General features: G+C 68.2%; 10 protein-coding genes. 9 read left to right on the forward strand and 1 reads right to left on the reverse strand.

All coding sequences use genetic code 11. The features are described from left to right. Positions 1-106: 106 nt before the first annotated feature. From AC54AF_RS00195 to AC54AF_RS00230, 8 genes are all read left to right on the forward strand, one after another. Complete coding sequence (locus tag AC54AF_RS00195) at positions 107-847, forward strand: hypothetical protein (RefSeq protein WP_496634413.1); 741 nt, start codon at positions 107-109, stop codon at positions 845-847. Continuing rightward, positions 844-1,419 (forward strand): RNA polymerase sigma factor, encoded by a 576-nt coding sequence (locus AC54AF_RS00200; RefSeq protein WP_496634415.1) that lies wholly within the window; start codon positions 844-846, stop codon positions 1,417-1,419. The genes AC54AF_RS00195 and AC54AF_RS00200 overlap by 4 nt, the downstream gene beginning before the upstream one ends. Before the next feature lie 8 nt (positions 1,420-1,427). Continuing rightward, positions 1,428-2,408, forward strand: a complete 981-nt coding sequence (locus AC54AF_RS00205; RefSeq protein ID WP_496634417.1) for a FecR family protein — start codon at positions 1,428-1,430, stop codon at positions 2,406-2,408. Between the two features lie 153 nt (positions 2,409-2,561). Next, positions 2,562-15,194 carry a filamentous hemagglutinin family protein gene (locus tag AC54AF_RS00210; protein ID WP_496634419.1) on the forward strand — a complete coding sequence of 4,211 codons (12,633 nt, stop codon included), beginning with the start codon at positions 2,562-2,564 and terminating at the stop codon, positions 15,192-15,194. Further along, positions 15,191-15,931: a sigma-70 family RNA polymerase sigma factor gene (locus tag AC54AF_RS00215; RefSeq protein WP_496634421.1), complete on the forward strand. Its 741-nt coding sequence runs from the start codon at positions 15,191-15,193 to the stop codon at positions 15,929-15,931. The genes AC54AF_RS00210 and AC54AF_RS00215 overlap by 4 nt, the downstream gene beginning before the upstream one ends. A gap of 212 nt (positions 15,932-16,143) precedes the next feature. Next, on the forward strand, positions 16,144-17,781 hold the full coding sequence (locus tag AC54AF_RS00220; RefSeq protein ID WP_496634423.1) for a response regulator: 1,638 nt from the start codon (positions 16,144-16,146) through the stop codon (positions 17,779-17,781). Between the two features lie 47 nt (positions 17,782-17,828). Next, positions 17,829-18,815, forward strand: a complete 987-nt coding sequence (locus tag AC54AF_RS00225) for an ABC transporter substrate-binding protein (RefSeq protein WP_496634425.1) — start codon at positions 17,829-17,831, stop codon at positions 18,813-18,815. A 10-nt stretch (positions 18,816-18,825) separates the two neighbouring features. Beyond that, positions 18,826-21,336 carry a hybrid sensor histidine kinase/response regulator gene (locus AC54AF_RS00230; protein ID WP_496634427.1) on the forward strand — a complete coding sequence of 837 codons (2,511 nt, stop codon included), beginning with the start codon at positions 18,826-18,828 and terminating at the stop codon, positions 21,334-21,336. A gap of 12 nt (positions 21,337-21,348) precedes the next feature. On the opposite strand, the gene AC54AF_RS00235 is transcribed toward AC54AF_RS00230, so the two are convergent. Further along, positions 21,349-21,543: a hypothetical protein gene (locus AC54AF_RS00235; protein ID WP_496634429.1), complete on the reverse strand. Its 195-nt coding sequence runs from the start codon at positions 21,541-21,543 to the stop codon at positions 21,349-21,351. 109 nt (positions 21,544-21,652) lie between these two features. On the opposite strand from AC54AF_RS00235, the gene AC54AF_RS00240 reads away from it, so the two are divergent. After that, positions 21,653-22,639 carry a magnesium and cobalt transport protein CorA gene (locus AC54AF_RS00240; protein WP_496634431.1) on the forward strand — a complete coding sequence of 329 codons (987 nt, stop codon included), beginning with the start codon at positions 21,653-21,655 and terminating at the stop codon, positions 22,637-22,639. Positions 22,640-22,677 lie beyond the last annotated feature (38 nt).

Consider the following 22,677-nt stretch of genomic DNA (forward strand, 5'->3'; position numbering starts at 1 on the left):
GTCATTTTTTGAGTGTAGGCTATTGCAGTTGATGCAAGAATTGTTACTTGGAAATGCCTTGTTTCCACGCCGTTTCACCCTCACACGATAGCGACTCGATAGCGATATGACAGGCAGCCCGGCATCCGTCCATGTGCTTGCGCTGGCGGGATACCTGGTTTTGCTGGGTTTCCTGGCCGCGGTGGGGCCCGCGCGGGCGCAGCCTGCTGACGGCGCCGTGCTGCAGTTCGATATCGCTGCGCAAAACCTCGGCGACGCGCTCGACCTGTACAGCCGCCGCACGGGCATCGCCGTGCTGATGGACCAGCGCCATGCGCAGCGCCAGTCGGCCGCCGTGCGCGGCGCCTTTGCGGCTGGCGCGGCCCTGCAAGCCTTGCTGGAGGGCACGGGCCTGCAATCGCGCCTGTCCGACGCGCAAGCCGTCATCGTGTATGCCCCGGCCGGTGTCGTCGCAACGGCTGCCGACTTGCCGCCGGCCGCCGTCGTGGCCGCCGCCGACATCCCTGGCGCCACGCAGGGCGGCGGCGACCATGCGGCCTATGTGAGCCGGCTGCAGCACATGCTGCTGGGATTGCTGTGCCGCGCGGGGCAGACGCGTCCCGGCGGCTACCGGCTGGCGCTGCAGCTGTATCTGAACCGCGCTGGCGTGGTGGACCGCGTGCACCTGCTCGACAGCACGGGCTTGCGCGCGCGCGACACGGCCATCGCGCGCCTGGTGCTGGGCATGCGCGTGGGCGCGCCGCCGCTGCCTTCGATGCCGCAGCCCGTTTCCATCCTGCTGCTGCCGCAAGGGCCGGGCAGCGAAGTCGATTGCGCCCCCAGCGCGCCGGGTAGCAACGCGCCATGAGCATGCCCGACCTGCGCACCAAGCTGAAACGCCACCTCAGCTCGCGCTACGCCGTGCTGCGCTGGCGCCTGGAGCGGGTGGTCGGCTGCAAGCACCATGCGGCCGATGCGCTGCAGGAAACCTGGCTGCGCCTCGAAGCGATGGTGGCGCCTGGCCCCGCTGCCGCGCCCGTCCACAATCCCGACGCCTATCTGCTGCGCATGGCGGCCAATATCGCCACCGATGCCTACCGCCGCGACCGCATCATCGTCACCGAGCGCGAACGCGAAGAGCTGATGCACATGGCCGACGAGGCCGGCGACGACATCAGCGACCCGGTGCGCATCGTCTCGGCGCGGCTCGACGTGCAGGCGCTCGACGTGGCCCTGGCAGGCCTGTCGCCGCGCCGCCGCGCCATCCTGACGGCGGCGCGCATCGATGGCATGCTCAACGCGGAAATCGCCGAGCGCTTCGGCATTTCCGTGGCGATGGTGAAGAAAGAATTGCAGGCCGCCATGCAACACTGTAAAACGTGCATGGCCGATGCCGATGCCGCCCAGCGCAGCGATGTGTCGGGCCGGCGTAAATATTGATGAATCCCATGACTGCTCCTGACCGCGATCCACGCGACTTTTTCGACACTGCCGACAGCGACGCTGACATCGGCCTGCAAGCCGCCGCCTGGTGGGCGCGGCTGCGTGCCGACGATTTCACGCAGGCTGACGCCGACGCCTTGCGCGCCTGGTGTGCGCGCAGCCCCGCGCATGCGCGCGCCTGGCGCGAACTCAAACAAGTGTGGCAGGCGCTCGATCCCGCCTTGACCCGCGCCGCCGCCGCGCCACCACAGGCGAACGTGCTGGCGTTTCCCCTCAGGCCGGGGCGCCGTGCTTTCCTCGGCGGCGCGCTGGCGGCCGGCGTGGCCGTGCTGGCCTTGCGCCCGCCGCTGGGCGCCTGGCCGTCGCTGCAGGAGCTCGGCGCCGACTACCGCACGGCCACGGGCGAACAGCGCCAGGTGGCCCTGTCTCAGCAGATGACGGTGCAGATGAATACGCAGACGCGCATCAATGTGCGGGCGCCGGAGTCGATCGAACTGCTGGGCGGCGAAGCGGAAATCCTCGCCAGCGGCGCGCGCCAGCCAGTGACGGTGCTGGCGGGTGCGGGGCGCTTGCTGGCGCAGTCGGCCCGCTTCAATGTGCGCCACACGGACGATGCCGTGTGCGTCACCTGCCTGGCGGGCGCCGTGGAGGTGGTCTGGCAACAGCGGCGCCAGACGCTCGATGCGGGGCAGCAACTGGTGTACGACGAGCGGGGTGTGCAGGCGGCTACGGCCGCACCAAAGGGTGAGGCGAGCGCGTGGCGCACGGGGGCGCTGTCGTTTGTCGGCAAGCCGCTGGCCGATGTCGTCGATGAAATCAACCGCTACCGGCCCGGCCGTGTCGTGCTGCGCAACGCCGAACTGGGCCGCCGCCTCGTGCGCATGCGCTTTTCCATCGGACAAACCGATGGCGCGCTGGCGATGATACGCGACCTGTACGGCGCGCAAATGACCAGTCTGCCAGGCGGCATCGTGCTGCTCAGCTGATTTCAGCTGATTCCGGCTTTCCCAGCGGCAGGGGATAGAAGATATTTTTCAAAAAACATTATCCCTTCCGCCATCGAGCTACGTCATGGAGGCATGGACGCCTGCGCTACCGCCAGGCTCCGTTCCCTTCTCTCTAGCCAGGAAACCATTGCCATGACCAAGCTTCACACTGCCCAGCGCCCAGTCCCTAACGTCGACACGGGCGCGCAGCGGTCCTCCACGCTGGGCAGCCGCCTGCGGCTCACGCCGCTCGCTTACGCACTGACCACCATGCTGATGGCGGGCGCCTTCACCACGCCGGCGCGCGCGCAGCAGGCGTTCAGCGGCGGCTGGTTTGCGGCCAAGGGCGCGGCGCAGAATACGGCGGCCACGGCGGGCCGTTTGCCGAATGGCCAGCCGCTGCCGCTGGGCAGCCGCCCCGAGGGCCAGCGGGAAAATCAACAGTTGCAGCGCTCGCTCAACAACCTGAACCTGGCCGCGCGCGCCATCGCCGCGCAGCAAGCGGCCCAGGCGCAGGCGCGCCAGGCGGCGGCCGGCGCACCCGGCGCACCCGATGGACTCGTGAAAGGCGGCTTGCAGGTCGACACCAACAGCCTGACGGCCGGCTGGCTCAATGCCCAGGCGCCCGTGCAGACGGTGGCGAACGGCAAGACGGCGGTGGTGGTGCAGCAGACTGCGGACAAGGCCATCCTGAACTGGGAAACGTTTAACGTCGGCAAGGACACGACCTTGACGTTCCAGCAGCAGAAGGACTGGGCCGTGCTGAACCGGGTCAACGATCCGCAGGCGCGCCCCAGCCAGATCCAGGGCCAGATCAAGGCCGACGGCACGCTGCTGGTGGTCAACCGCAACGGCATCGTATTTACCGGCACGAGCCAGGTCGACACGCGCAGCCTGGTGGCGGCTGCGGCCCGCATCAGCGATACGCAATTCCAGAAGAACGGCATCTACAGCCCCGGCACGGCCGGCGCCACGACGTTCACCGACGCGGCCGGCAAGGTGCAGGTACAGGCCGGTGCGCGCATCGCCAGCCATGCGCCCAAGGGCAGCACGGAAGGCGGCGGTTACGTAATGCTGCTGGGCAAAGAAGTCCATAACGGGGGCGAAATCGGCACGCCCAAGGGCCAGGCCCTGCTGGCCGCCGGCGACAGTTTTAGCATCAAAAAAGGCGTCGGCACGGACGGCAACCCGCTGTCAACCACGCGCGGCAGCGAAGTCACGCCGCAATTTGTGGCCGCCAGCACGGCGGGCAAGGTCGTCAACACGGGCCTGATCCAGGCGCGCGAAGGCGACATCACGCTGGCCGGGCGCGACGTGCGCCAGGAAGGCGTGCTGCTTAGCAGCACCACGACGGCCACGCGCGGCACCATTCACCTCAACGCCCTGGGCAGCGACGCGGCCGTCACCCTGGGACGCGGCGCCACCACGGCCATCCTGGTCGAGGACGATGGCAAGACGACGGCGCTCGACAGCCAGCGCGACGCCATGCGCGGCCCGGCCGTGACGTCCACGGAAAACATCCTCGCCGTGAACGACCGCCGCGACCAGTCGCGCATCGAGATCGGCAGCGCCGGCACGGTGGAATTGCTCGGCGACTCGCTGATCCTGGCCACGGGCGGCCAGATCGCCGTCAACGCGGCCAGCCGCAGCCTCGTGCGCGACGGCGCGCAGCTCGACGTCTCCGGCGCCGTGGGCGTGAAGGTGGCGATGGAGGCGAACAATGTCGAGATCAACGTGCAGGGCAACGAGCAGCGCGATGCGCCCGTCAACCGCGACGGCAAAGCCTTGATCAACAACAGTATCTGGGTCGACCGCCGCAAGCTGGTGTTCGTACCGAAGGGCACGAACGGCTACGACAGCGACCGCTGGTACACGGCCGGCGGCTTGCTGGAAGTGGCCGGCTACCTGGGCACGCAGGGGCACTCCGTCAGCGAATGGATGGCGCAGGGCGGCACCGTCAGCTTCGGCGGCAAGGATGTCGTCACGCAGCTTGGCTCCAGCATCAACCTGTCGGGCGGCACCTTGAATGTGCAGACGGGCGCGCTGCGCCAGACCTGGCTGAAGGGCGCCGATGGCAAGCTGTATGAAGCGGGCAGCGCGCCCGCCGACCTCGCGTATGCGGGAGTGTACAAGGGTTACGAGGAGGAACACGCGCGCTGGGGCAAGGAGGCCAGCGCTTTCTACGCCAATCCATTGATCGCCGCGCAAAAACGTTTGGAGAACGGCTACACGGTGGGCCGCGATGCGGGCAAGCTGGTGGTCGCCACCGGGTCGGCCGTGCTGGAGGGAGGGATTCTAGGTGACGTCTTCCAGGGCGAGCGCCAGGCACAGGCGCCGCAGGCGCTGCTCGACGGCTACCAGCAGTCGCAGCTGGCAGCCGCGCAGCGGGGACAATTGATCGTCGGTCAATATGTGCCCATGTTCGACAAGCGCACGGGCGTGCTGCAGCATGCGCTGTCGGCCGTCATGGACGAGGTGCGCCTGACGCGCGTGCAGGACGGCATCGCCGCCGGCCTCGAGGTGGCCGACGTGCTGGCGGCAGAGCGCCAGGGCAGGCTGCTGCTCGACACCAACTTGCTGAACGAACAACAACTGGGCGCCCTGCGCATCGCCGCGAAAGGCGCGATCACCGTCGACAGCGCGCTGCAGGTGGCCGATGGCGGCAATATCACCCTGTACGGCAAGGACGTGGCGGTGAACGCCAGCCTGCGCAGCCATGGCGGCAGCATCATGGCTGGCAACGTGCTGAACCAGATCGGCGCGCTGGGGATGAGCGACACCTTCGTCAATCCGGGTGCAGCCGCAGGCAAGCTGGTGCTGGCCGATGGCGTGAGCCTCGATACCAGTGGCTTGCTGAGCAATGTGCTGCGCGACCCGCTGGCCGCCGCCGGCCTGCCGTATCTGAACGGCGGCAGCGTGTCCCTGCGCGGGTATGGCGACGTGCACATCGGCAGTGGCAGCCTGATCGACGTGAGTTCCGGCGCTGCCATCCTGTCGCAGGCGAAACAGCAGGGTGGCAAGGGCGGCAATGTGACCTTGGCCAGTTATGGCCCCAAGGTCGACCTGCTGCTGGGCGAAGGCGCGCAAGTGCGCGGCCATGGCGTGCAAGGCGGCGGCAAGCTGGAATTGCAGGCCAACAAGATCATGGTCGGCCACATTGAAAAACCCGCGGCCGGCGCCCTGCACCTGGGCGGCGACTTCTTCGAGCAGGGTTTTTCCAGCTACAGCCTGATGGGCAAGCAGGGGCTGGCGGTGGCGGACGGCACGCAGATCGACGTGCGCATGCCCGTGCTGCGCGTGGTGGACAATGAAAAACTGGCCATGTGGACGCCGGATCAATACACGGAAAATGCATTGAAGGGCACCTTGACGCAGCGCAAGGGTGCCAGCCTGGCCCTGCAGGTGGGCGATATGCAGTCCGGCGCGGCTGACATGGCCATCGCCGAACTGCTGGTGGGCAAGAATGCCGTGGTGAGCGTCGACGCGGGCCAGTCCATCAAACTGTCCAGCGTGGGCCAGCTGACGGTGGACGGGCGCCTGAACGCCTGGGGCGGCAAGATCAGCCTGGGCGGCGTGGGCGAGGGCCTCGACGCGAGTGTGTCCGAAGCCGTGGAAGCGGCCGGCCATGGACGTTCCCTGTGGATCGGCGAGAATGCCGTGCTGGACGTCGCCGCGCGCGCCGTCACGGCCACGGACGCGCAGGGCCGGCGCTACGGCAAGGTGCTTGGCGGCGGCAGCATCGTCGTCGGCGGCGAGATCAACCATGCGCAGGGCAGTACCTCGGCGGCCAGCCTGTTTGTCGTCGTGCGCGACGGCGCCGTGCTCGATGCGTCCGGCGCGCAGGCCGTGCTGGACGTGAACGGCGCGGCCATTGACGTGGCCAGCGCCGGCGGCAGCATCGCGCTGGCGTCGAACAACGGCTTGTACCTCGACGGCCAGTTCCTGGCCAGGGCGGGCGGCGCCGGCGCGGCGGGCGGCAGCCTGTCCGTGGCCACCGGCACCCCTGTCTACCTGAAAGTGCTGGCCACGGACAGTGTGCTGCAGGGGCGCCAGCTGGCGTTGACGCAGCGCCAGGGCGCCAGCGACCTGGCCGATGGCGTCAGTGCACAGGACGCGGCGGCATCGCTGCAGTACGGCCACGGGCGTTTTTCCGTGGAGCAGGTGGAAGCGGGCGGTTTTGGCAGCCTGGCCCTGCTCGGCGCCGCCTCCTTCGATGGCGACGTGTCGCTGAAGCTGCAGCAAAGCTTCCAGCTGTACGGTGCGCCCGTGCAGACACAAGGCAGCAAGCCCGGCGCGCGGATCGGCATCGCGGCGCCGTATGTGCGCCTGGCCAGCCTCAAGCCGGCCGGACGCGACTTCTATGTCACGCCAGGCAGTGCGGGAGAATCGCCGGTCGCCCGGCAGATCCGCATCGAGGGTGACCTGATCGACGTGCGCGGCCTGGTCAATATTGTCGCCGACGACGTGCGCCTGTCCAGCCGCGGCGACCTGCGCTTCCTGCTGTCGCCACTGGGCTGGAACGGCGCGGAGGCGACGACGGTGCTGTCCTCGCCGGGCGACATGACGCTCAGTGCGGCCCAGCTGTATCCGGAAACGGGCGCCGGCGCCGCCGTGCGCGTCGGCCACGGCCGCGTCGATGGAAAGCTCGGCTACGACCCGGCGCGCAGCCTGCGCATCGCCCGCACGACCGAGGACGTGCCAGCCATGCCGTATTCCGCCTTCGGCTCGCTGGAGCTGGAAGCCGCGCATATCGAGCAGGGCGGCGTGGTGCGCGCGCCGCTGGGCCGCCTGGCCATCGGCGCGGCCCGCTATGACAATGACAAGAGCCTGACGGTAAGTCTATTGCCAGGTAGTATCACCTCCGTCAGCGGCGCCGGCCTGGTCATGCCGTATGGCGGCACCGTCGATGGCCAGAGCTGGAACGTCGATGGCAAGCTGGCCACCTTCATGGGCGTGGGCGGCTTCAATGCGCAGGGCGGCCTGCGCGTCGGCATGGAAATGGCCGGCGTGAGCGTGGACGTGCAGCCTGGCGCGCTGCTCGACCTGTCCGGCGGCGGCGAACTGACGGGCGCCGGCTTCATTTCCGGGCGCGGCGGCTCCACCGACGCGCGCCACCATCCGCTGATGCAGGTGGGGGCGCATGGCGGTTTCGTCCTGCCGGGCCTGGCAACGAATCCCGTGTATGCCATCGTGCCTGGCGTGCAAAGGCCGCAGGCGCCTGTGGGTGGGGAAAAGGGTGCTGCCGATGCGGCCGTGGGGCGGCAGGTGACGATAGGCAGCGGCGTGCCGGGCTTGCCCGCTGGAACTTACACCCTGATGCCGTCGACCTATGCCTTGCTGCCGGGCGCCTTCCGCGTGGAACTGAACGGCCTGGCGGGCCAGGGGGGAGGCGCCGCCCCGGCGCAGCCGCTGCGCAACGGCTCCTGGGCCGCGCCCGGCACCCTGTCGATTGCCGGCACGGATATCCGCGCGCCGCTGGCCAGCCAGCTGATACTCACGCCGGCCAAGGTCTTGCGCACGTATTCCCAGTACAACGAAACGGGCTATGCCGCGTTTGCCCTGGCCGATGCGCAGACGCGCGGCATTCCCCGCGCGATGCTGCCGTCCGATGCGAAAACGCTTAAACTGACCATGGCGCCCGGCGGCGGCCTGGACACGTTCCAGTTCCGTGGCAGCGGCAAGTTCGCCGCGGCCGAGGGCGGCTATGGCGGCACCGTGGTGCTGATGTCGAGCGATAACTCCGCCGGCGAGATTGAAATCCTCGCCGATGGCGCGCTGGCCACCGGTGGCGCGAAACAGGTCAGCATACGCGCTTCAAGCTTGAACAATATCGGCGCGGCCCGCATCGTGGTGGGCAACTCGCCCACCGTGGAATATGGCCAGGGCGGCAATTACGTGAACTTCGGCGTCCAGTCGGCGCGCGCCATCTACCTGCGCGCCGGCGCCGTCCTGTCGGCGCCCGAAGTGTTCCTGGTCGCCCAGGACCCTGGCAATTACGAACTGGGCGATGGCGTGATCGATATCGCCGCCGGCGCCGGCATCAACACCCTGGGCCGCGGCAAGGCTGCGTACGATGCCAACGATGGCTTCATCTACAAGAGCCGCCCGGACGTGCACGTGCTGGCCGCGTCGAACGGCTTGCTCAATGTGGCGCCCGTCAGCGGCACGACGCGCGGCGGCATCCGCATCGGCATGTGCGACGACGCTTGCGCCGGCACGGCCAGCCTGTACTCGGAAGGCACCCTGCTGCTGGCGACCAGCGGCAGCTTCCAGCTGGACGACACGGCCCGCTACGGCACGCGCAACCTGAGCCTGGCCGTGGGCGCCATCAATATCGGCGCGAACGAGGCGCTGGCGGCGGCCCAGGCCAGCGGCACGCGCCCCACCGGCCTGACCCTGAACCAGGGCCTGCTGGACCGCCTGCTGCGCGGCGACACCGGCACGGGCGCGCCAGCCCTGCAGTCGCTGATGCTGAGCGCGGCCGACAGCGTCAACTTCTATGGCGACGTGGTGCTCGATACCTACGACAAGACGAGCGGAAAATCGAACCTGGAGCGCCTGGTGCTGACCACGCCGGCCATGTATGGCCAGGGCGGTGCCGGCACGGTGGCCACGATACGCACGGCCAACCTGATCTGGGGCGGCGCCCTGTCGCCGGCCGGCAACGTGATCGCGCATGGCGCCGGCACGGGCAGCGGCACGCTGAACCTGGAGGCGGAGCGCATCGATTTCGGTTTCGGCCCGTTCACGCAGCCGGCCGGCGTGGCCGCGTTCGACCGTCTGGCGCTCGGTTTTGGCACCGTCAACCTGAAGGCGTCGGGCCAGGTCACGGCCAACCACAAGGGCAGCCTGTCCGTCTACCAGGCGCAGGGCGCGTACGCAACGGACAAGGGCCACCAGGTCAGCGGCGGCAACCTGAACATCAGCACGCCGCTGCTGACGGGCGACGCCGGTTCCGCGCACAGCTATACGGCGGGCGGCGCGCTAAAGGTGGCGGCGCCTGCCGGCGCGGCGCCAGCGGCTGCCGTCAAGAACAACGCTGGACTGGGTGCCCAGCTGGCCCTGAACGGCGACAGCGTGAGCGTGGCGACGGCCGTGGTGCTGCCTAGTGGCAAGCTCACCGTCAACGCGCAGCACGACATCAGCCTGGCCGACGGCGCGCGCATCGACATGGCGGGCCGCAAGAGCACTTTCTTCGACGTGGATAAATACAGCTCGGGCGGCGACGTGACCCTCGACAGCCGCGCCGGCGATATCCGCGCAGCTAGCGGCGCCGTGATCGACCTGTCGGCCGAGAACAACCGCGCCGGCAGCCTGAAGGCCGTGGCCCTCGATGGCGGGGCGGGCATGGTCGATTTGCAGGGCAAGATCCTCGGCGGCGCCAGCGGCAGCTATGACGCGGGCGGCACCATGGTGCCGTACAAGAAGGGCAGCGTGGACGTGCGCGCGCAAACCCTGGGCGCCGGCGGCACCCTGGACAGCCAGTTCGCCGCGCTGAACCAGCGCCTGAATGAAGCCGGCGTGACGGGCGGGCGCAGCTTCCAGCTGAAACAGGGCGACCTGACCATCGGTAATGAACTGAAGGCGGGCGAAGTGCAGGTGTCCGTCGACAAGGGCCGCCTCACCGTGGCCGGCACGATCGATGCCAGCGGCGAGCGCGTGGGCAGCATCCGCCTGGCCGGCCAGCATGGCGTCACTCTGGCCGGCAACGCCGTGCTCGATGCGCATGGCACGGTGCTGCGCGTCGACAGCTATGGCAAGATCATCGACAGCCCGAACCGCGCCATGGTCGAACTGAATGCGGGCGAAGGCGTATTGGACCTGGCCGGCGGCGCGCAGATCGACGTGCGCCACGGCACGGCGGCCGTCGCCGGCAAGGGCAAGGGCGAATACGACGGCGCCGCGCGCGGCACGCTGGAATTGAGCGCGCCGCGCCTGGGCAGCGGCGGCGCGCGCACGGATCTTGATGCGGCCACCTTTGGCGACGTCGCCATTGCGGCCGGCGGCGGTCTCACCGTGCGCGGCGCGAAATCCATCGCCGTCAACGCCATGCAGCGCTATGACGACGCGGCCTACGCCATGGCGCCCGACGCCAATGGCGTGCTGGCGCCCGACCTGTCGGCCGGCGGCCGCCCGTACCAGGTGATCAACCAGGCCTATCTCGACGGCAAACATGCGGACAGCACGGCCTTCATCGACGCGGCGCTGGCCAACACGAACTTGCGCAACGGCAAGCTGGCGGGCTTGACGACGGCCGCGTATGCCGAGGCGCTGCACCTGCGTCCCGGCGTCGACATCGTCAGCAAGACCCAAGATGGCGACCTGGTGGTGCAGGGCGACCTGGATTTGTCGGGCATGCGCTACGCCAGCCTGAATCCGCGCTTTCAAGTAAACAATGCGCGCGGCTCGGGCGAGGTGGGCAGCCTGCTGCTGCGCGCTGGCGGCGATTTGAGCATTTACGGCAGCATCAATGACGGCTTCGCGCCGCCGCCCGCCACCAAGGATGACAGCGGCTGGAAATTGCTGCCGGGACGCGACATCAACGGCAGCGACATCATCGTGCCGGGCAAGGGCGTGACTGTGGCCGACGGCACGCTGTTCCCGGGAGGCATCGCGCTCAATTACGACCTGCCCGTGAAGGGCTTCAGTCTGCTCGCCAATACGCGCCTGCCCGTGGCCGTCACCCTGGACCAGGCCGTGACCTTACCGGCTGGCACGGTGCTGGCGGCCGCCGTGCGCGACGGCGCCGGCAATATCGTCCATGCGGCCGGCAGCCTGCTGGCCACGGAGCAGACTTTTGCCGCCGGCATGCGCTTCGATGCAGGCAGCGTGCTCAAGCAAACGGTGAAGGTGAGCGCCATGACCTGGCCCAAGGGCGTGGCCCTGCCTGGCGTGGCCGGCGAACGCTCCGTTTTCATACTCAATGGCAACCTGGCGCTGGCCGTGGGCGCCTTGATCCCGTCCGGCACGGACGTCAAGCTGCTGCCCAATGTGGCGGCGATCGAACTGCGTCCCGAAGTGGCGGGCAGCCAGGGCAAGCTGTGGGCCGTCGCGCCCATGCTGGCCGAAGGTTCGCAAGCGTGGGGCATGCGCCTGGCTGCGGGCGCTGACCTCGATGCGGCCGACACGCGCAGCGCGCAGGCGCATCCCGCGCATGCTACCTTGCGCCTGGCCGACAGCCACTACGGCATGTATGGCGTGCTGGTGCCGCCGAAGGGCGTGCAGTACTGGAGCCAGGCGGCTGCGGATCTGGGCATCGAGGGCATCGTGGCCGGTGACATCATCACCGACGAGTTCCTCAGCAACTTCGGTACCAATATCGTGGACTTTTGTGCCGGCGATCCGACCATGTGCGTGCTGAAGGTGGCCTATGTATGGACCAGGGAAGGCGCGGAAGAGTTTGCCGACCCCAGCGTCAAGGAGGGCGACCTGCTCGATCCCGTGGCGCTGGGCATGCCTACCATGTGCGAGGAGTATCCCACCTGGTGCGGCACGTCGAACCCCACGTTCGACTACAAGGCGTCCAGCCTGCGCTACAGCGTGCTGCGCACGGGCACGGGCGACCTGGACTTGGTCAGCGGCGGCGATCTGCGCATGGACAGCCTGTATGGCGTGTACACGGCCGGCATGTCGTCCATGGCGACGGCGGCCGGCGACCCGTATAATCTGCCGCGCGCACGCAATGCCGACGGCAAGGTGCTGTCCAACCCCGATGGCGCGCATGAACGCCTGGTCGATGGCGGCAGCGACAGCATTTACCGCGCCTGGTATCCCGACCAGGGCGGCAACCTGCTGCTGAAGGTGGCGGGCGACTTGAGCGGCTCGGTGGTCGGTGCGGCGACCGCCAGCAACCAGCGTCCCGTGAGCAAGGACGGCATGGCCGATTCGGTGGCTGTGGGCAACTGGCTGTGGCGCCAGGGCAGCGGCGGCGTGGCCACGGGCGGCCCGGCCCAACCGACGGCGTGGTGGATCAATTTCGGCAGCTACGTGGGCCGCGACACCCTTGCCGATAGCGTACTGGGCTTTACTGGCTTCGGCACCCTGGGCGGCGGCAATCTGCGCGCCGACGTGGCCGGAGACGCTGGCGTGCTGGCGCCGCTGACTGGCAGCTCGTATAACGCCAACATCAATCCCCGTTCGCAGGGCTTGCTGCTGGCCGTGGGCGGCACGGGCCGCGTGCTGGCCGACGGCAGCCTGCTGCAGACCGGCGGCGGCGACCTGGATCTGCGCGTGGGCGGCGCCCTCAATCCGGCTGGCATGGCAGGCCTCAATCACTTGAATGGTGCGCTGGTCGATTTGCGCGGCCATGCGGAAGCCTCGGCAACGCAACTGGGCAGCCTGGCGCTGCACTATGGCACCCAAGCCACTGATCACGTGCCGCTGGAAACGCGCGCCTACGATGCCTTCCGCGCCACGCGCGCCACCTCGCGCGGCGGCATGACCCTGGTGCCGGGCGACGCCACGTTCAGCGTGGCAACCCTGGGCGATCAGGTGCTGCAGGACGTGGCCGACCCCGGCCGCGTGACCTCGTTCAATGCCACGCCGTTCACCGGCGCGGCGGGCGAGCAGGGCTACGGCTACAGCTGGTTCAGCCTGTGGACGCCGCGCACGGCGCTCGACCTGTTTTCCGCCGGCGGCAACATGACGCCGCTGACGGCGCCGGTCGGCACGGATACCGACCTGGCGATCGTCTATCCTTCCATCGTGCGTGTCGCGGCCGCGAATGGCAGCCTGTACTATGGCAAGACGATCGTTGACTGGAGCGCCGCGTCCGGCTATGCGGATCCTTTGCTGCTGGCGCCGTCGCCCAACGCCCAACTGCAATGGCTGGCCAGTGATTCCATCTACGCGGGCGGCTATGCCGTCAGCCAGTCCGGCGCCGCTGCTGACAGCATGGTGACGCCGTTCAAGCCAGGCTTCACGGGCTGGGATATCAAGTCTTATGTGGCCAATCCCCTGGCAGCGAATGTCTCGAGCACGGGGGCGCCGGCAACGAAATGGAATTTCCCGCTGTTCGCCTTCGGACCTAATTCATCGGCCGGCCCCGCCAACAGCGGCACGCAGGCGGCCCGCATCTACGCCGTGAAGGGCGATTTGATCGGCGTCAACAGTGGCCGCATGGTCGAGTTTTTCGATGCCAAGCGTGCGGGCCTCACCTGGTACGAGGGCGCGCAACCGGTGTGGATGAAGGCGGGCCGCGATATCGTCGGCAGCGGCACGGCGTTGCTGGAAACCATCGACGGCGGGGGCAACGGCGCCATGATGTTCCGCAATTACAGCAACCTGTTCGTGCATAGCCATGCGTATGACGTGTCGGTGGTCTCGGCCGGGCGCGATATCCTGGCCAGCTCCTTCAATGTGGCCGGCCCCGGCACGCTCGACATCAGCGCCGGGCGCAATATCCTGATGCAGGACAAGGGCAGTGTCGTCAGCCTCGGCCCGATTGTGCAGGGCGACAAGCGCCCGGGCGCCGGCATCGCCATGCAGGCGGGCGTGGGCGCGGCAGGCCTCGACTACCTGCGCTTCGTCAAACCGTATCTGGATCCGGCCAACGTGGCGCTGACGGGCGTGCCGCTGGCAGACCAGGCGGGCAAGGTGGTGAAATCGTACGGCAGCGAATTGGCCACCTGGCTACTCGAACGCTACGGCTTCAAGGGCACGCCCGCCGAGGCGCTGGCCTTTTATCTCGCCCTGGCCGAGCCGCAGCAGCGCGTCTTTGCCCGCAATGTGTATTTCGCCGAACTGAAGGCGGGCGGGCGCGAGTACAACGATGCGGACAGCGCGCGCTACGGCAGTTTTCTGCGCAGCCGCAACGCCATCGCGAGCCTGGCGCCGGCCACGGACGCCAATGGCAAGGCGATTTCCTATGCGGGCGACATCATCATGTACCGCGGCCTGTACGCCAAGCGCAACGATGGCGAACAGCGCTGGGATTACTTCCCCCGCAGCGGCTACGTGCACACCAACTTCGGCGGCGACATTGCGCTGCTGACGCCGGGCGGCAAGCAGGTCTTCGGCATCGAAGGCGAGGCGCCGCCGTCGACTTCGGGCGTCATCACCAAGGGCGGCGGCAACATCGACCTGTTCTCGCATGGCAGCATCCTGCTGGGCCAGAGCCGCATCATGACGACGTTTGGCGGCGATATCCTCGGCTGGTCATCGCAAGGCGACATCAACGCGGGACGTGGTTCGAAGTCGACCATCGTCTACACGCCGCCCAAGCGCGTGTATGACAACTGGGGCAACGTGACCCTGTCGTCCGACGTGCCGAGCACGGGCGCCGGCATCGCCACCCTGGCGCCGATCGCGCAAGTGCCGGCCGGCGACGTGGATTTGCTGGCCCCGCTGGGTACCATCGACGCGGGTGAGGCGGGCATCCGCGTCTCGGGCAACGTCAACCTGGCCGCGCTGACAGTGATGAACGCGGCGAACATCCAGGTCAAGGGCGAAGCGAAGGGCATGCCGGCGCTGGCGTCCGTCAACGTGGCCGCCATGACGAACGCCAGCGCGGCGGCCACGCAGGCGACGGCGGCCGCGCAGGACGTGGTGCAGCGCGAACGCGCCGCCACCCGCGCCGCGCAGCCATCCGTGTTCACGGTGCGCGTGCTGGGCTTTGGCAGCGACGCGCCGCCCGACAGCGCGCAAGCTTCCCCGCAGGATGGCGCGCGCATCGAGGCGGCCGACTACAACCCGCGCAGCGCCGTGCGCGTGCTGGGCCTGGGCCCGTTGCCGGAATCGGCCACGCGCCAGCTGACGGCGCAAGAGCGCAGCAGGTTGTCGCCATGATGGCCGGCATGGCGAATGTGGCTGCTGTCCTGCCCTTGCGCATGCCGAGCGCCATGGGGCATAGCGGCACGGCCTGGTACCGGCCCGCCATCCGGCCCCGCTCGCAGGCGGCCAACGACATGGCGGCCCTGCCAGTACCGGCGCCAGGGCCGGGCGCCCGGCTGCAGACTGTACTGGAAGGCAATTATGCGCTCCTGCAGCGGCGTCTGGCGCGCCACCTGGGCTGCGCCGAGCTGGCCAGCGACAGCCTGCACGACGCCTGGCTGCGCCTGGGCGCGCTGACGGCCGCCGATGGCGCTGCGCTGGCGCACAGCCCCGTCGCCTATGTGTTTCGCGTGGCGTGCAATGCGGCCATGGACAGCCTGCGCCGCAACCGCGCCTGGCTGTATGCGGACGAGGGCGCCGGGGATGGCGCCGCCGGCCTGGTCGACTTCCTCGCCGATACGGCGGCCGGGCCGGAACGCCTGGCCGAGCTGCAGGCCGACGTGCGGCGCCTGGCGCAGGCCATCGACTCGCTGCCGCGGCGCCACCGGCAGGTGCTCGAAGCGCTGCGCGTGGACGAGCTGACCCGCCAGGAGGTGGCCGAACGGCACGACATGTCGCTGCGCAACGTTGACACGGCCCTGCGCCAGGCGCTCGACCACTGCGCCCGCCACACCGGTTACGCGGCGCAGGGCGGCGTCGGCACGACCCGGCGCAGCCTGAGATTGAGCGTTCGTCCGCGGACAGACGCGTAGGAACCGGCCCGTCAGCCTCGCCCATGAAAGCGCGGGGCGTGGGCGAGCCGGGCATCGGCGGCGTGGCGGCTGCCCAATCTCGCGCAGGGCCGGCCCTGCGTCCCCTTGCGCGTGACAATGCGTGTATTTCTGGTAATTTTCAAGTGCTATGCTCGGGACGCATGTTGCGGGGGAAATTCCCGGCCCGCAAGGCCATGCCGCCAGGAGAATGCATGAACAGCTCATCAACGCCGCCGCGGATACTCATCGTCGATGACGAGCTGGCGCACATGCGCGCGCTGTGCGACACCTTGCGCGGCCAGGCGTATGACACGACGGGACTCGCTTCGGGCGAGGCGGCGCTGTCCCTGCTGGCCGCCGAATCGTTCGACCTGCTGCTGGTCGACCTGATGATGCCGGGCATGAACGGCATCGCCGTGGTGGCAGCGGCGCGCCAGATCGATCCGGACCTGGCCTGCATCATCATGACGGGCGAAGGCACGATCGCCTCGGCCGTGCAAGCCATGCAGGCGGGCGCGCTCGATTATGTCGTCAAGCCGTTCAAGGTCTCGGGCATTCTGCTGATACTGGCGCGGGCGCTGGAGACGCGCCAGCTGCGCATCGCCAATGCGCGCCTGGAATTGCTGCTGCGCCAGCACACGGCCGAACTCGACGCCATGAACAAGGATTTGCAGCTGGCGCGCGAGGTGGCCGAGCGGGCGAACCAGGAAAAGACCAATTTCCTGTCCAGCATGAGCCACGAGCTGCGCACGCCGCTCAACGCCATCCTGGGCTTTTCGCAGATGCTGATGTCCGATTCGATTCCCTCGACGGCGCAGGAAAAGAAAACCTTTGCCTCGCACATCTTTGGCGCCGGCCGGCATTTGCTCACCCTGATCAACGATATCCTCGATATCGCCAGGATCGAGTCGGGCAATATGTCGCTGTCGATGGAGCCCGTGGACCTGGCCGACATTTACCACGAATGCTGGCAAATGATGGAACCGCTGGCGCACAGGCGCGGCATCACCTTGACGTTCGTCGAAGCGGGCGGCGTGCATGTGCTGGCCGACCGCACGCGCCTCAAGCAGGTGCTGATCAACCTGCTGTCGAACGCCGTCAAGTACAACCGCGAACAGGGCGAGATCCACGTCGATTGCCAGCCCGTCGATGCGCGCCAGCTGCGCCTGTCCGTGCGCGACACGGGCTGCGGGCTGAGCGCCGCGCAGCTCGAGGCGCTGTTCCAGCCCTTCAACCGCCTGGGGCGCGATGCGCGCGACGAGGAGGGCACGGGCCTGGGGCTGGTGGTCAGCAAGCGCCTGGCCGAAGCCATGCAGGCCAGGCTGGGCGTGGCCAGCACGCCCGGGCGCGGCAGCACCTTCTGGCTCGATATCGCCAGTTGCCCGGCGCGCCAGCCACCGCAGGAAAGCCCGCGCCTGCCCGCCATTGCCCGGCCCGCTGAAACGGTACGGCTGCCGGAGCGCAAGACGCTGCTGTATGTGGAAGACAATCCCCTGAACGTGGCCCTGGTGGCGGGCCTGGTCCATTTTCGCCCCGATCTGGAGCTGCTGTCGGCCGGCGACGGGCAAACGGGTCTGGACATGGCGCGCCGCCATCTGCCGCAGCTGATACTGATGGATAGCGACCTGCCCGACCTCAGCGGCACGCAAGTCATGCAGCTGCTGCGCGCCGATCCGCGTACCGCGCATATTCCCGTCATCGCCCTGACGGCCGTGGCCGGGCCGGGCGATATCCGCCAGGGGCTGGCGGCCGGTTTTTACCGCTATCTCACCAAGCCGATCGACGTGCAGGCGTTTTCCGAGGCCATCAACAGCGCGCTGGAGTCGGCCACGGCGCAGTGCAGCGCATGAGCGGCGCGGCGCCGGCGCGGCGGGCGGTCTGGCGGGCGGCCGCACTGTTGCTGCCTCTGCTGCTGGCGCTGGCCGCCGTGGCCCTCTGGCGCCTCCATGCCCGTCCCGTCCTGCCGCCCGGCCCCGTGGAAGTGCTGCGCCTGGCCGTGAATGCGGAATACGTGGGCAGCTGCCCCGTGCTGGCGGCGCGCGCGCATGGCTATTTCGCGCGCGAGGGCATCGACGCGCTGCTGCAGCCGTATTCGTCGGGCAAGGCGTCGCTGGAAGCCGTGCTGCAGGGCAGGGCCGAGCTGGGCACCGTGTCCGACATCCCCGTGGTGCTGGCCAGACTGAAGGGCCAGTCCGTCGTCATCATCGCCAGCCTCTTCGAGGCAGAGCGCGACCACGGCATCGTGGGGCGCCTCGACCGCGGCGTCTCCACGCCCGCCAGCCTGAAAGGCAAGCGCATCGGCGTGACCCTGGGCACCTCCGGCCAGTTCACGCTGGACGCCTTTCTGAACCGCCAGAAGCTGCTGCCTGGCGAAGTCACCCTGCACAACTACACGCCGGACCAGCTGGCCGCCGCGCTGGCGCGGGGCGAGGTCGATGCGGCGGCCGGCTGGGAGCCGTTCCTGACGGGCATGGCGCGTGCGATCGCGGGCAACGCGGCCATTTTCTATGGCGAGGACGTGTATGCGGGCCTGTTCAACGTGGCCGGCACGGGCGAGTATGTGCGCAGCCACCCGGCCACGATGCGCAAGGTGCTGCGCGCGCTGATCGCCGGCGCGCGCTTTTGCCGCGACGAGCCCGATGCCGCGCGCGCGCTGTTTGCCGGGGCATCGGCCAGCGAGGCGGCGCGCCTGCAGGCGGCCTGGCGCGGCTACCGGTTTGGCGTCGTGCTCGACCAGGGCTTGCTGCTGGCGCTGGAAGACGAGGCGCGCTGGGCCATCAGGAACCGGCTGGCCGGCCGCGGCGACATGCCGAACTTCCTCGACGCCGTCTACCTCGATGGCCTGGAAGCCGTGGCGCCATCGGCCGTGACGGTCATTCATTGAGAGGGCCACCGTGAAAATCGTCACGCGCTTCAAGCTGGCCCAACTGTTTTGCGTGGTGCTCGTGGCCATCATCGTCGCCGTGCTGTTTTCCACCACCATGGCGATGCAGCGCGAACTGGCGAAGAACAAGGCGGCGGCCGATATCCTGCAAGCCGTCACGTCGCTGCGCTACCTGTCGATCGAATATGCGCTGCACCACGGCGCGCGCACGCGCGCCCAGTGGCAGCTGCGCAGCGAGTCGCTGTCCACCGGGCTGCTGGCCACGCCCGCCTTCAGCACCGACGAGGAGCGTGCGCTGCTGCGCGAGTTGCAGGCCGACCTGGCCGGCGTGGGCGGCCTGTTTACGCTGTTTGTGGCGAATCACCGCGAACTGGGGCAGGACCCGCAGCGGCGCGAGGTGCTGGGCGAGCTGGAATCGCGCCTGTCGGGCCAGATCATGGGCAAGGTGCAGGGCATGATTTCGGACGCGATGCGGCTGTCCGAATTGAGCCGGCAAGGCGTGCTGGACGCGCAGCGGCGGGCCAACGTGGCCGTGCTGCTGTTTGGCGGCATGATCATCGCGCTGGTGGCCGGGCTGATCTATTTCACCATGACGAGCGTCACGGGACCGCTGGAAAAGCTGCGCCAGGGCACGCTGATCGTCGGCGCCGGCAAGCTCGACTTTGCGCTCGGCGTGCATACCAAGAATGAAATCGGCGACCTGGCGCGCGCCTTCGACGGCATGACGGACAAGCTGCGCCGCACCACCGTCTCGCGCGACGAACTGGCGCACACGAATGCCGCGCTGGAAACGCAGATCGCCGAACGCCAGCTGGCCGAGCGCAAGGTGCACGAACAGCTCGAACGGCTGAACCTGCTGCAGCAGATCACGCGCTCGATCGGCGAGCGGCAGGACTTGCGCAGCATCTTCCAGGTGGTGGTGCGCAGCCTGGAAGACCAGCTGCCCATCGATTTCAGCTGCATCTGCCTGTACGAGCCGTCCCAGCACGCGCTGCAGGTGACGTGCGTGGGCGTGCGCAGCGAGGCGCTGGCGCAGTCGTTCATGATGAGCGAACACGCGCACATTCCCATCGACGAGAATGGCCTGTCGAGCTGCGTGCGGGGCAAGCTCGTCTATGAAGCCGACATCGCCGAGGTGGCGTTTCCGTTTCCGCGGCGATTGGCGCAAGGGGGGCTGCGCGCCCTCGTCATGGCGCCGCTGCTGGCCGAAAACACGGTCTTCGGCATCCTCATCGTGGCGCGCCGCGCCGCGCGCAGCTTCACCAGCGGCGAGTGCGAATTCCTCAGCCAGCTGAGCGAGCACGTGGCGCTGGCCGCCAAGCAGGTGCAGCTCTACGGCGCGCTGCAGCGCGCGTATGACGATTTGCGCCAGACGCAGCAGTCGGTGATGCAGCAGGAGCGCCTGCGCGCGCTGGGGCAGATGGCCAGCGGCATCGCGCACGACATCAATAACGCCATTTCCCCCGTCGCCCTGTATACCGAGTCCTTGCTGGAAACGGAAACCAACCTGAGCCCGCAGGGCCGGCATTGCCTGGAAGTGATCGAGCGCGCCATCGACGACGTGGCCGCCACCGTGGCGCGCATGCGCGAATTCTACCGCCAGCGCGAACCGCAGCTGGCGCTGTCGCCCATCAACGCCAACCTGGTGGTGCAGCAGGTGCTGGACCTGACGCGCGCGCGCTGGAGCGACATGCCGCAGCAGCGCGGCATCGTCATCGCCCTGCGCACGGAGCTGGCGGATGCGCTGCCCATGCTGCCCGGCAGCGTGGGCGAACTGCGTGAAGCGTTGACCAACCTGGTCTTCAACGCCGTCGACGCCATGCCGGAAGGCGGCATCCTGACCGTGCGCACGGCCAGCACCGGCGCACCGGGGGGGCGGCAGGTGCGGATCGAAGTGGGCGACACGGGCGTCGGCATGGACGAGAACACGCGCCGCCGCTGCCTGGAACCGTTTTTTACCACCAAGGGCGAGCGCGGCACGGGCCTGGGCCTGGCCATGGTGTACGGCATGATGGAGCGCCACGGCGCCAGCATCGACATCGTCACGGCGCCGGGGCAGGGCACGGCGGTGCGCCTGGATTTTCCCGCCTGCGCGGTGGGCGAGGGCGAGCCAACGCCCGACACGGCCCACGCCGTGCCGCCGCGCCTGCGCATCCTGGTGGTGGACGACGACCCGATGGTGCTCAGGTCGCTGCGCGACATCCTGGAAATCGATGGCCACGAGGTGGTTTCCGCGGATGGCGGCCAGGCCGGCATCGATTGCTTCCTGGCCGCGCACGCCAGCCACGCGCCGTTCGCGGTGGTCATCACGGACCTGGGCATGCCCCACGTGGACGGGCGCAAGGTGGCCGGCGCCGTGCGCCAGTGTTCGCCGGCCACGCCCATCATCATGCTCACGGGCTGGGGCCAGCGCCTGGCGGCCGACAGCGACTATCCCGAACACGTCGACTGCGTGCTGGGCAAGCCGCCCCGGCTGAAGGAATTGCGGCGCGCCTTGAATGCGGTCATATCGACGGGCTAGGGCTGCGTATCGTCAGAACCGGTACGTCAATGTCCCACTGACGCTGCGCGGCGCGCCATATGTGCCTTGCGCATAGGTATTGATGTTGATGTTGATGTTGATGTACTTCTTGTCGAGCACATTTTCCACGTTCAGCTGGGCTGTCAGCTGGCGCGACCACTGGTGCGTGGCCGTCGCAGGTCCCTCATAAATACGAATGGTTCTCATTTTGCATTGGCGTGCCTGAATGTCAATGCGGCAGCTGCGTTGGCAGGACAATCATGGCCTTTCCGCTATACTGGCCGCCCGGCATTGCCGCCATCCTCCGAAAATCACCATGGACCTGAGTACCCACGCCGCCGTCGTCAATTGCGAAGCCTATCGCGATGGCAGGAAGATCGCCCATTTCGACATCGACAAGGTGGGCGACTTCCTCGGCGACCCCGATTGTTTCGTCTGGATCGGCATGGCCAGCCCCGACGTCACGGCGATGCAGGCGCTGCAGTCGGCGTTTGGCTTGCATGAACTGGCCGTCGAGGACGCGCAGGGTGCGCACGAGCGGCCCAAGCTGGAAGAGTACGGCGACACCCTGTTCATGGTGATGCACACGGCGACCCTGGACGGCGAGGCCATCGTCTACGGCGAAACCCACGTCTTTCTCGGCCCCCGCTTCATCATCACGGTGCGCCACGGCGCCTCGGCCGGCTATGCAAAGTTGCGCGAACGCAAGGAAAGCGTGCCCGAGAAACTGGCCAGCGGCCCCGGTTACGTGCTCTATTCCATCATCGACTTCATCGTCGACCAGTACCAGCCCTGCATCGACCATTTGCAGGCCCGCTTCCAGCACCATGAACTGCAGCTGTTCAAGCCGAGTCTCTCCGAAGACAAGCTGCAGGATTTCTACCAGCTCAAGACGGAGCTGCTCAAGCTTGACGCGGCCGTCAATCCCCTGCATGACATCTGCACCCAGCTGATCCGTTTTCATGGCGACATCGTGCCGAAGGAAAACCGCATCTATTACCGCGACATTCTCGACCACGTCAAACGGGTCACGCACACGGCGGGGCAGATGCGCGAACTGGTCAATTCGGCCATGCAGGTGGCGCTGGGGCAGATTTCGATCCGCCAGAACGAGGTGGTCAAGCGCCTGGCCGCCTGGGCCGCCATCCTGGCCGTGCCGACCATGGTCTTCAGCCTGTATGGCATGAACTTTGAATTCATGCCGGAGCTGAAGTGGCGCGGCAGCTATCCGGCCGTGATCGTTGCCATTATCGCCGGCTGCTACTGGCTGCACCGGCGCCTGAAGCGCGAGGGCTGGCTGTAGGCAGCCGGCTGACGCGCCGGCGCTGAACGGCAGGCTGA

The sequence above is a fragment of the Janthinobacterium sp. JF4 genome (assembly GCF_059617925.1).

What these genes read in the sequence shown, in the direction of transcription:
- AC54AF_RS00195 (WP_496634413.1), top strand. Translation starts at nt 107, where the DNA reads ATGACAGGCAGCCCGGCATCCGTCCATGTGCTTGCGCTGGCGGGATAC.
- AC54AF_RS00200 (WP_496634415.1), top strand. Translation starts at nt 844, where the DNA reads ATGAGCATGCCCGACCTGCGCACCAAGCTGAAACGCCACCTCAGCTCG.
- AC54AF_RS00205 (WP_496634417.1), top strand. Translation starts at nt 1,428, where the DNA reads ATGACTGCTCCTGACCGCGATCCACGCGACTTTTTCGACACTGCCGAC.
- AC54AF_RS00210 (WP_496634419.1), top strand. Translation starts at nt 2,562, where the DNA reads ATGACCAAGCTTCACACTGCCCAGCGCCCAGTCCCTAACGTCGACACG.
- AC54AF_RS00215 (WP_496634421.1), top strand. Translation starts at nt 15,191, where the DNA reads ATGATGGCCGGCATGGCGAATGTGGCTGCTGTCCTGCCCTTGCGCATG.
- AC54AF_RS00220 (WP_496634423.1), top strand. Translation starts at nt 16,144, where the DNA reads ATGAACAGCTCATCAACGCCGCCGCGGATACTCATCGTCGATGACGAG.
- AC54AF_RS00235 (WP_496634429.1), bottom strand. Translation starts at nt 21,543, where the DNA reads ATGAGAACCATTCGTATTTATGAGGGACCTGCGACGGCCACGCACCAG.
- AC54AF_RS00240 (WP_496634431.1), top strand. Translation starts at nt 21,653, where the DNA reads ATGGACCTGAGTACCCACGCCGCCGTCGTCAATTGCGAAGCCTATCGC.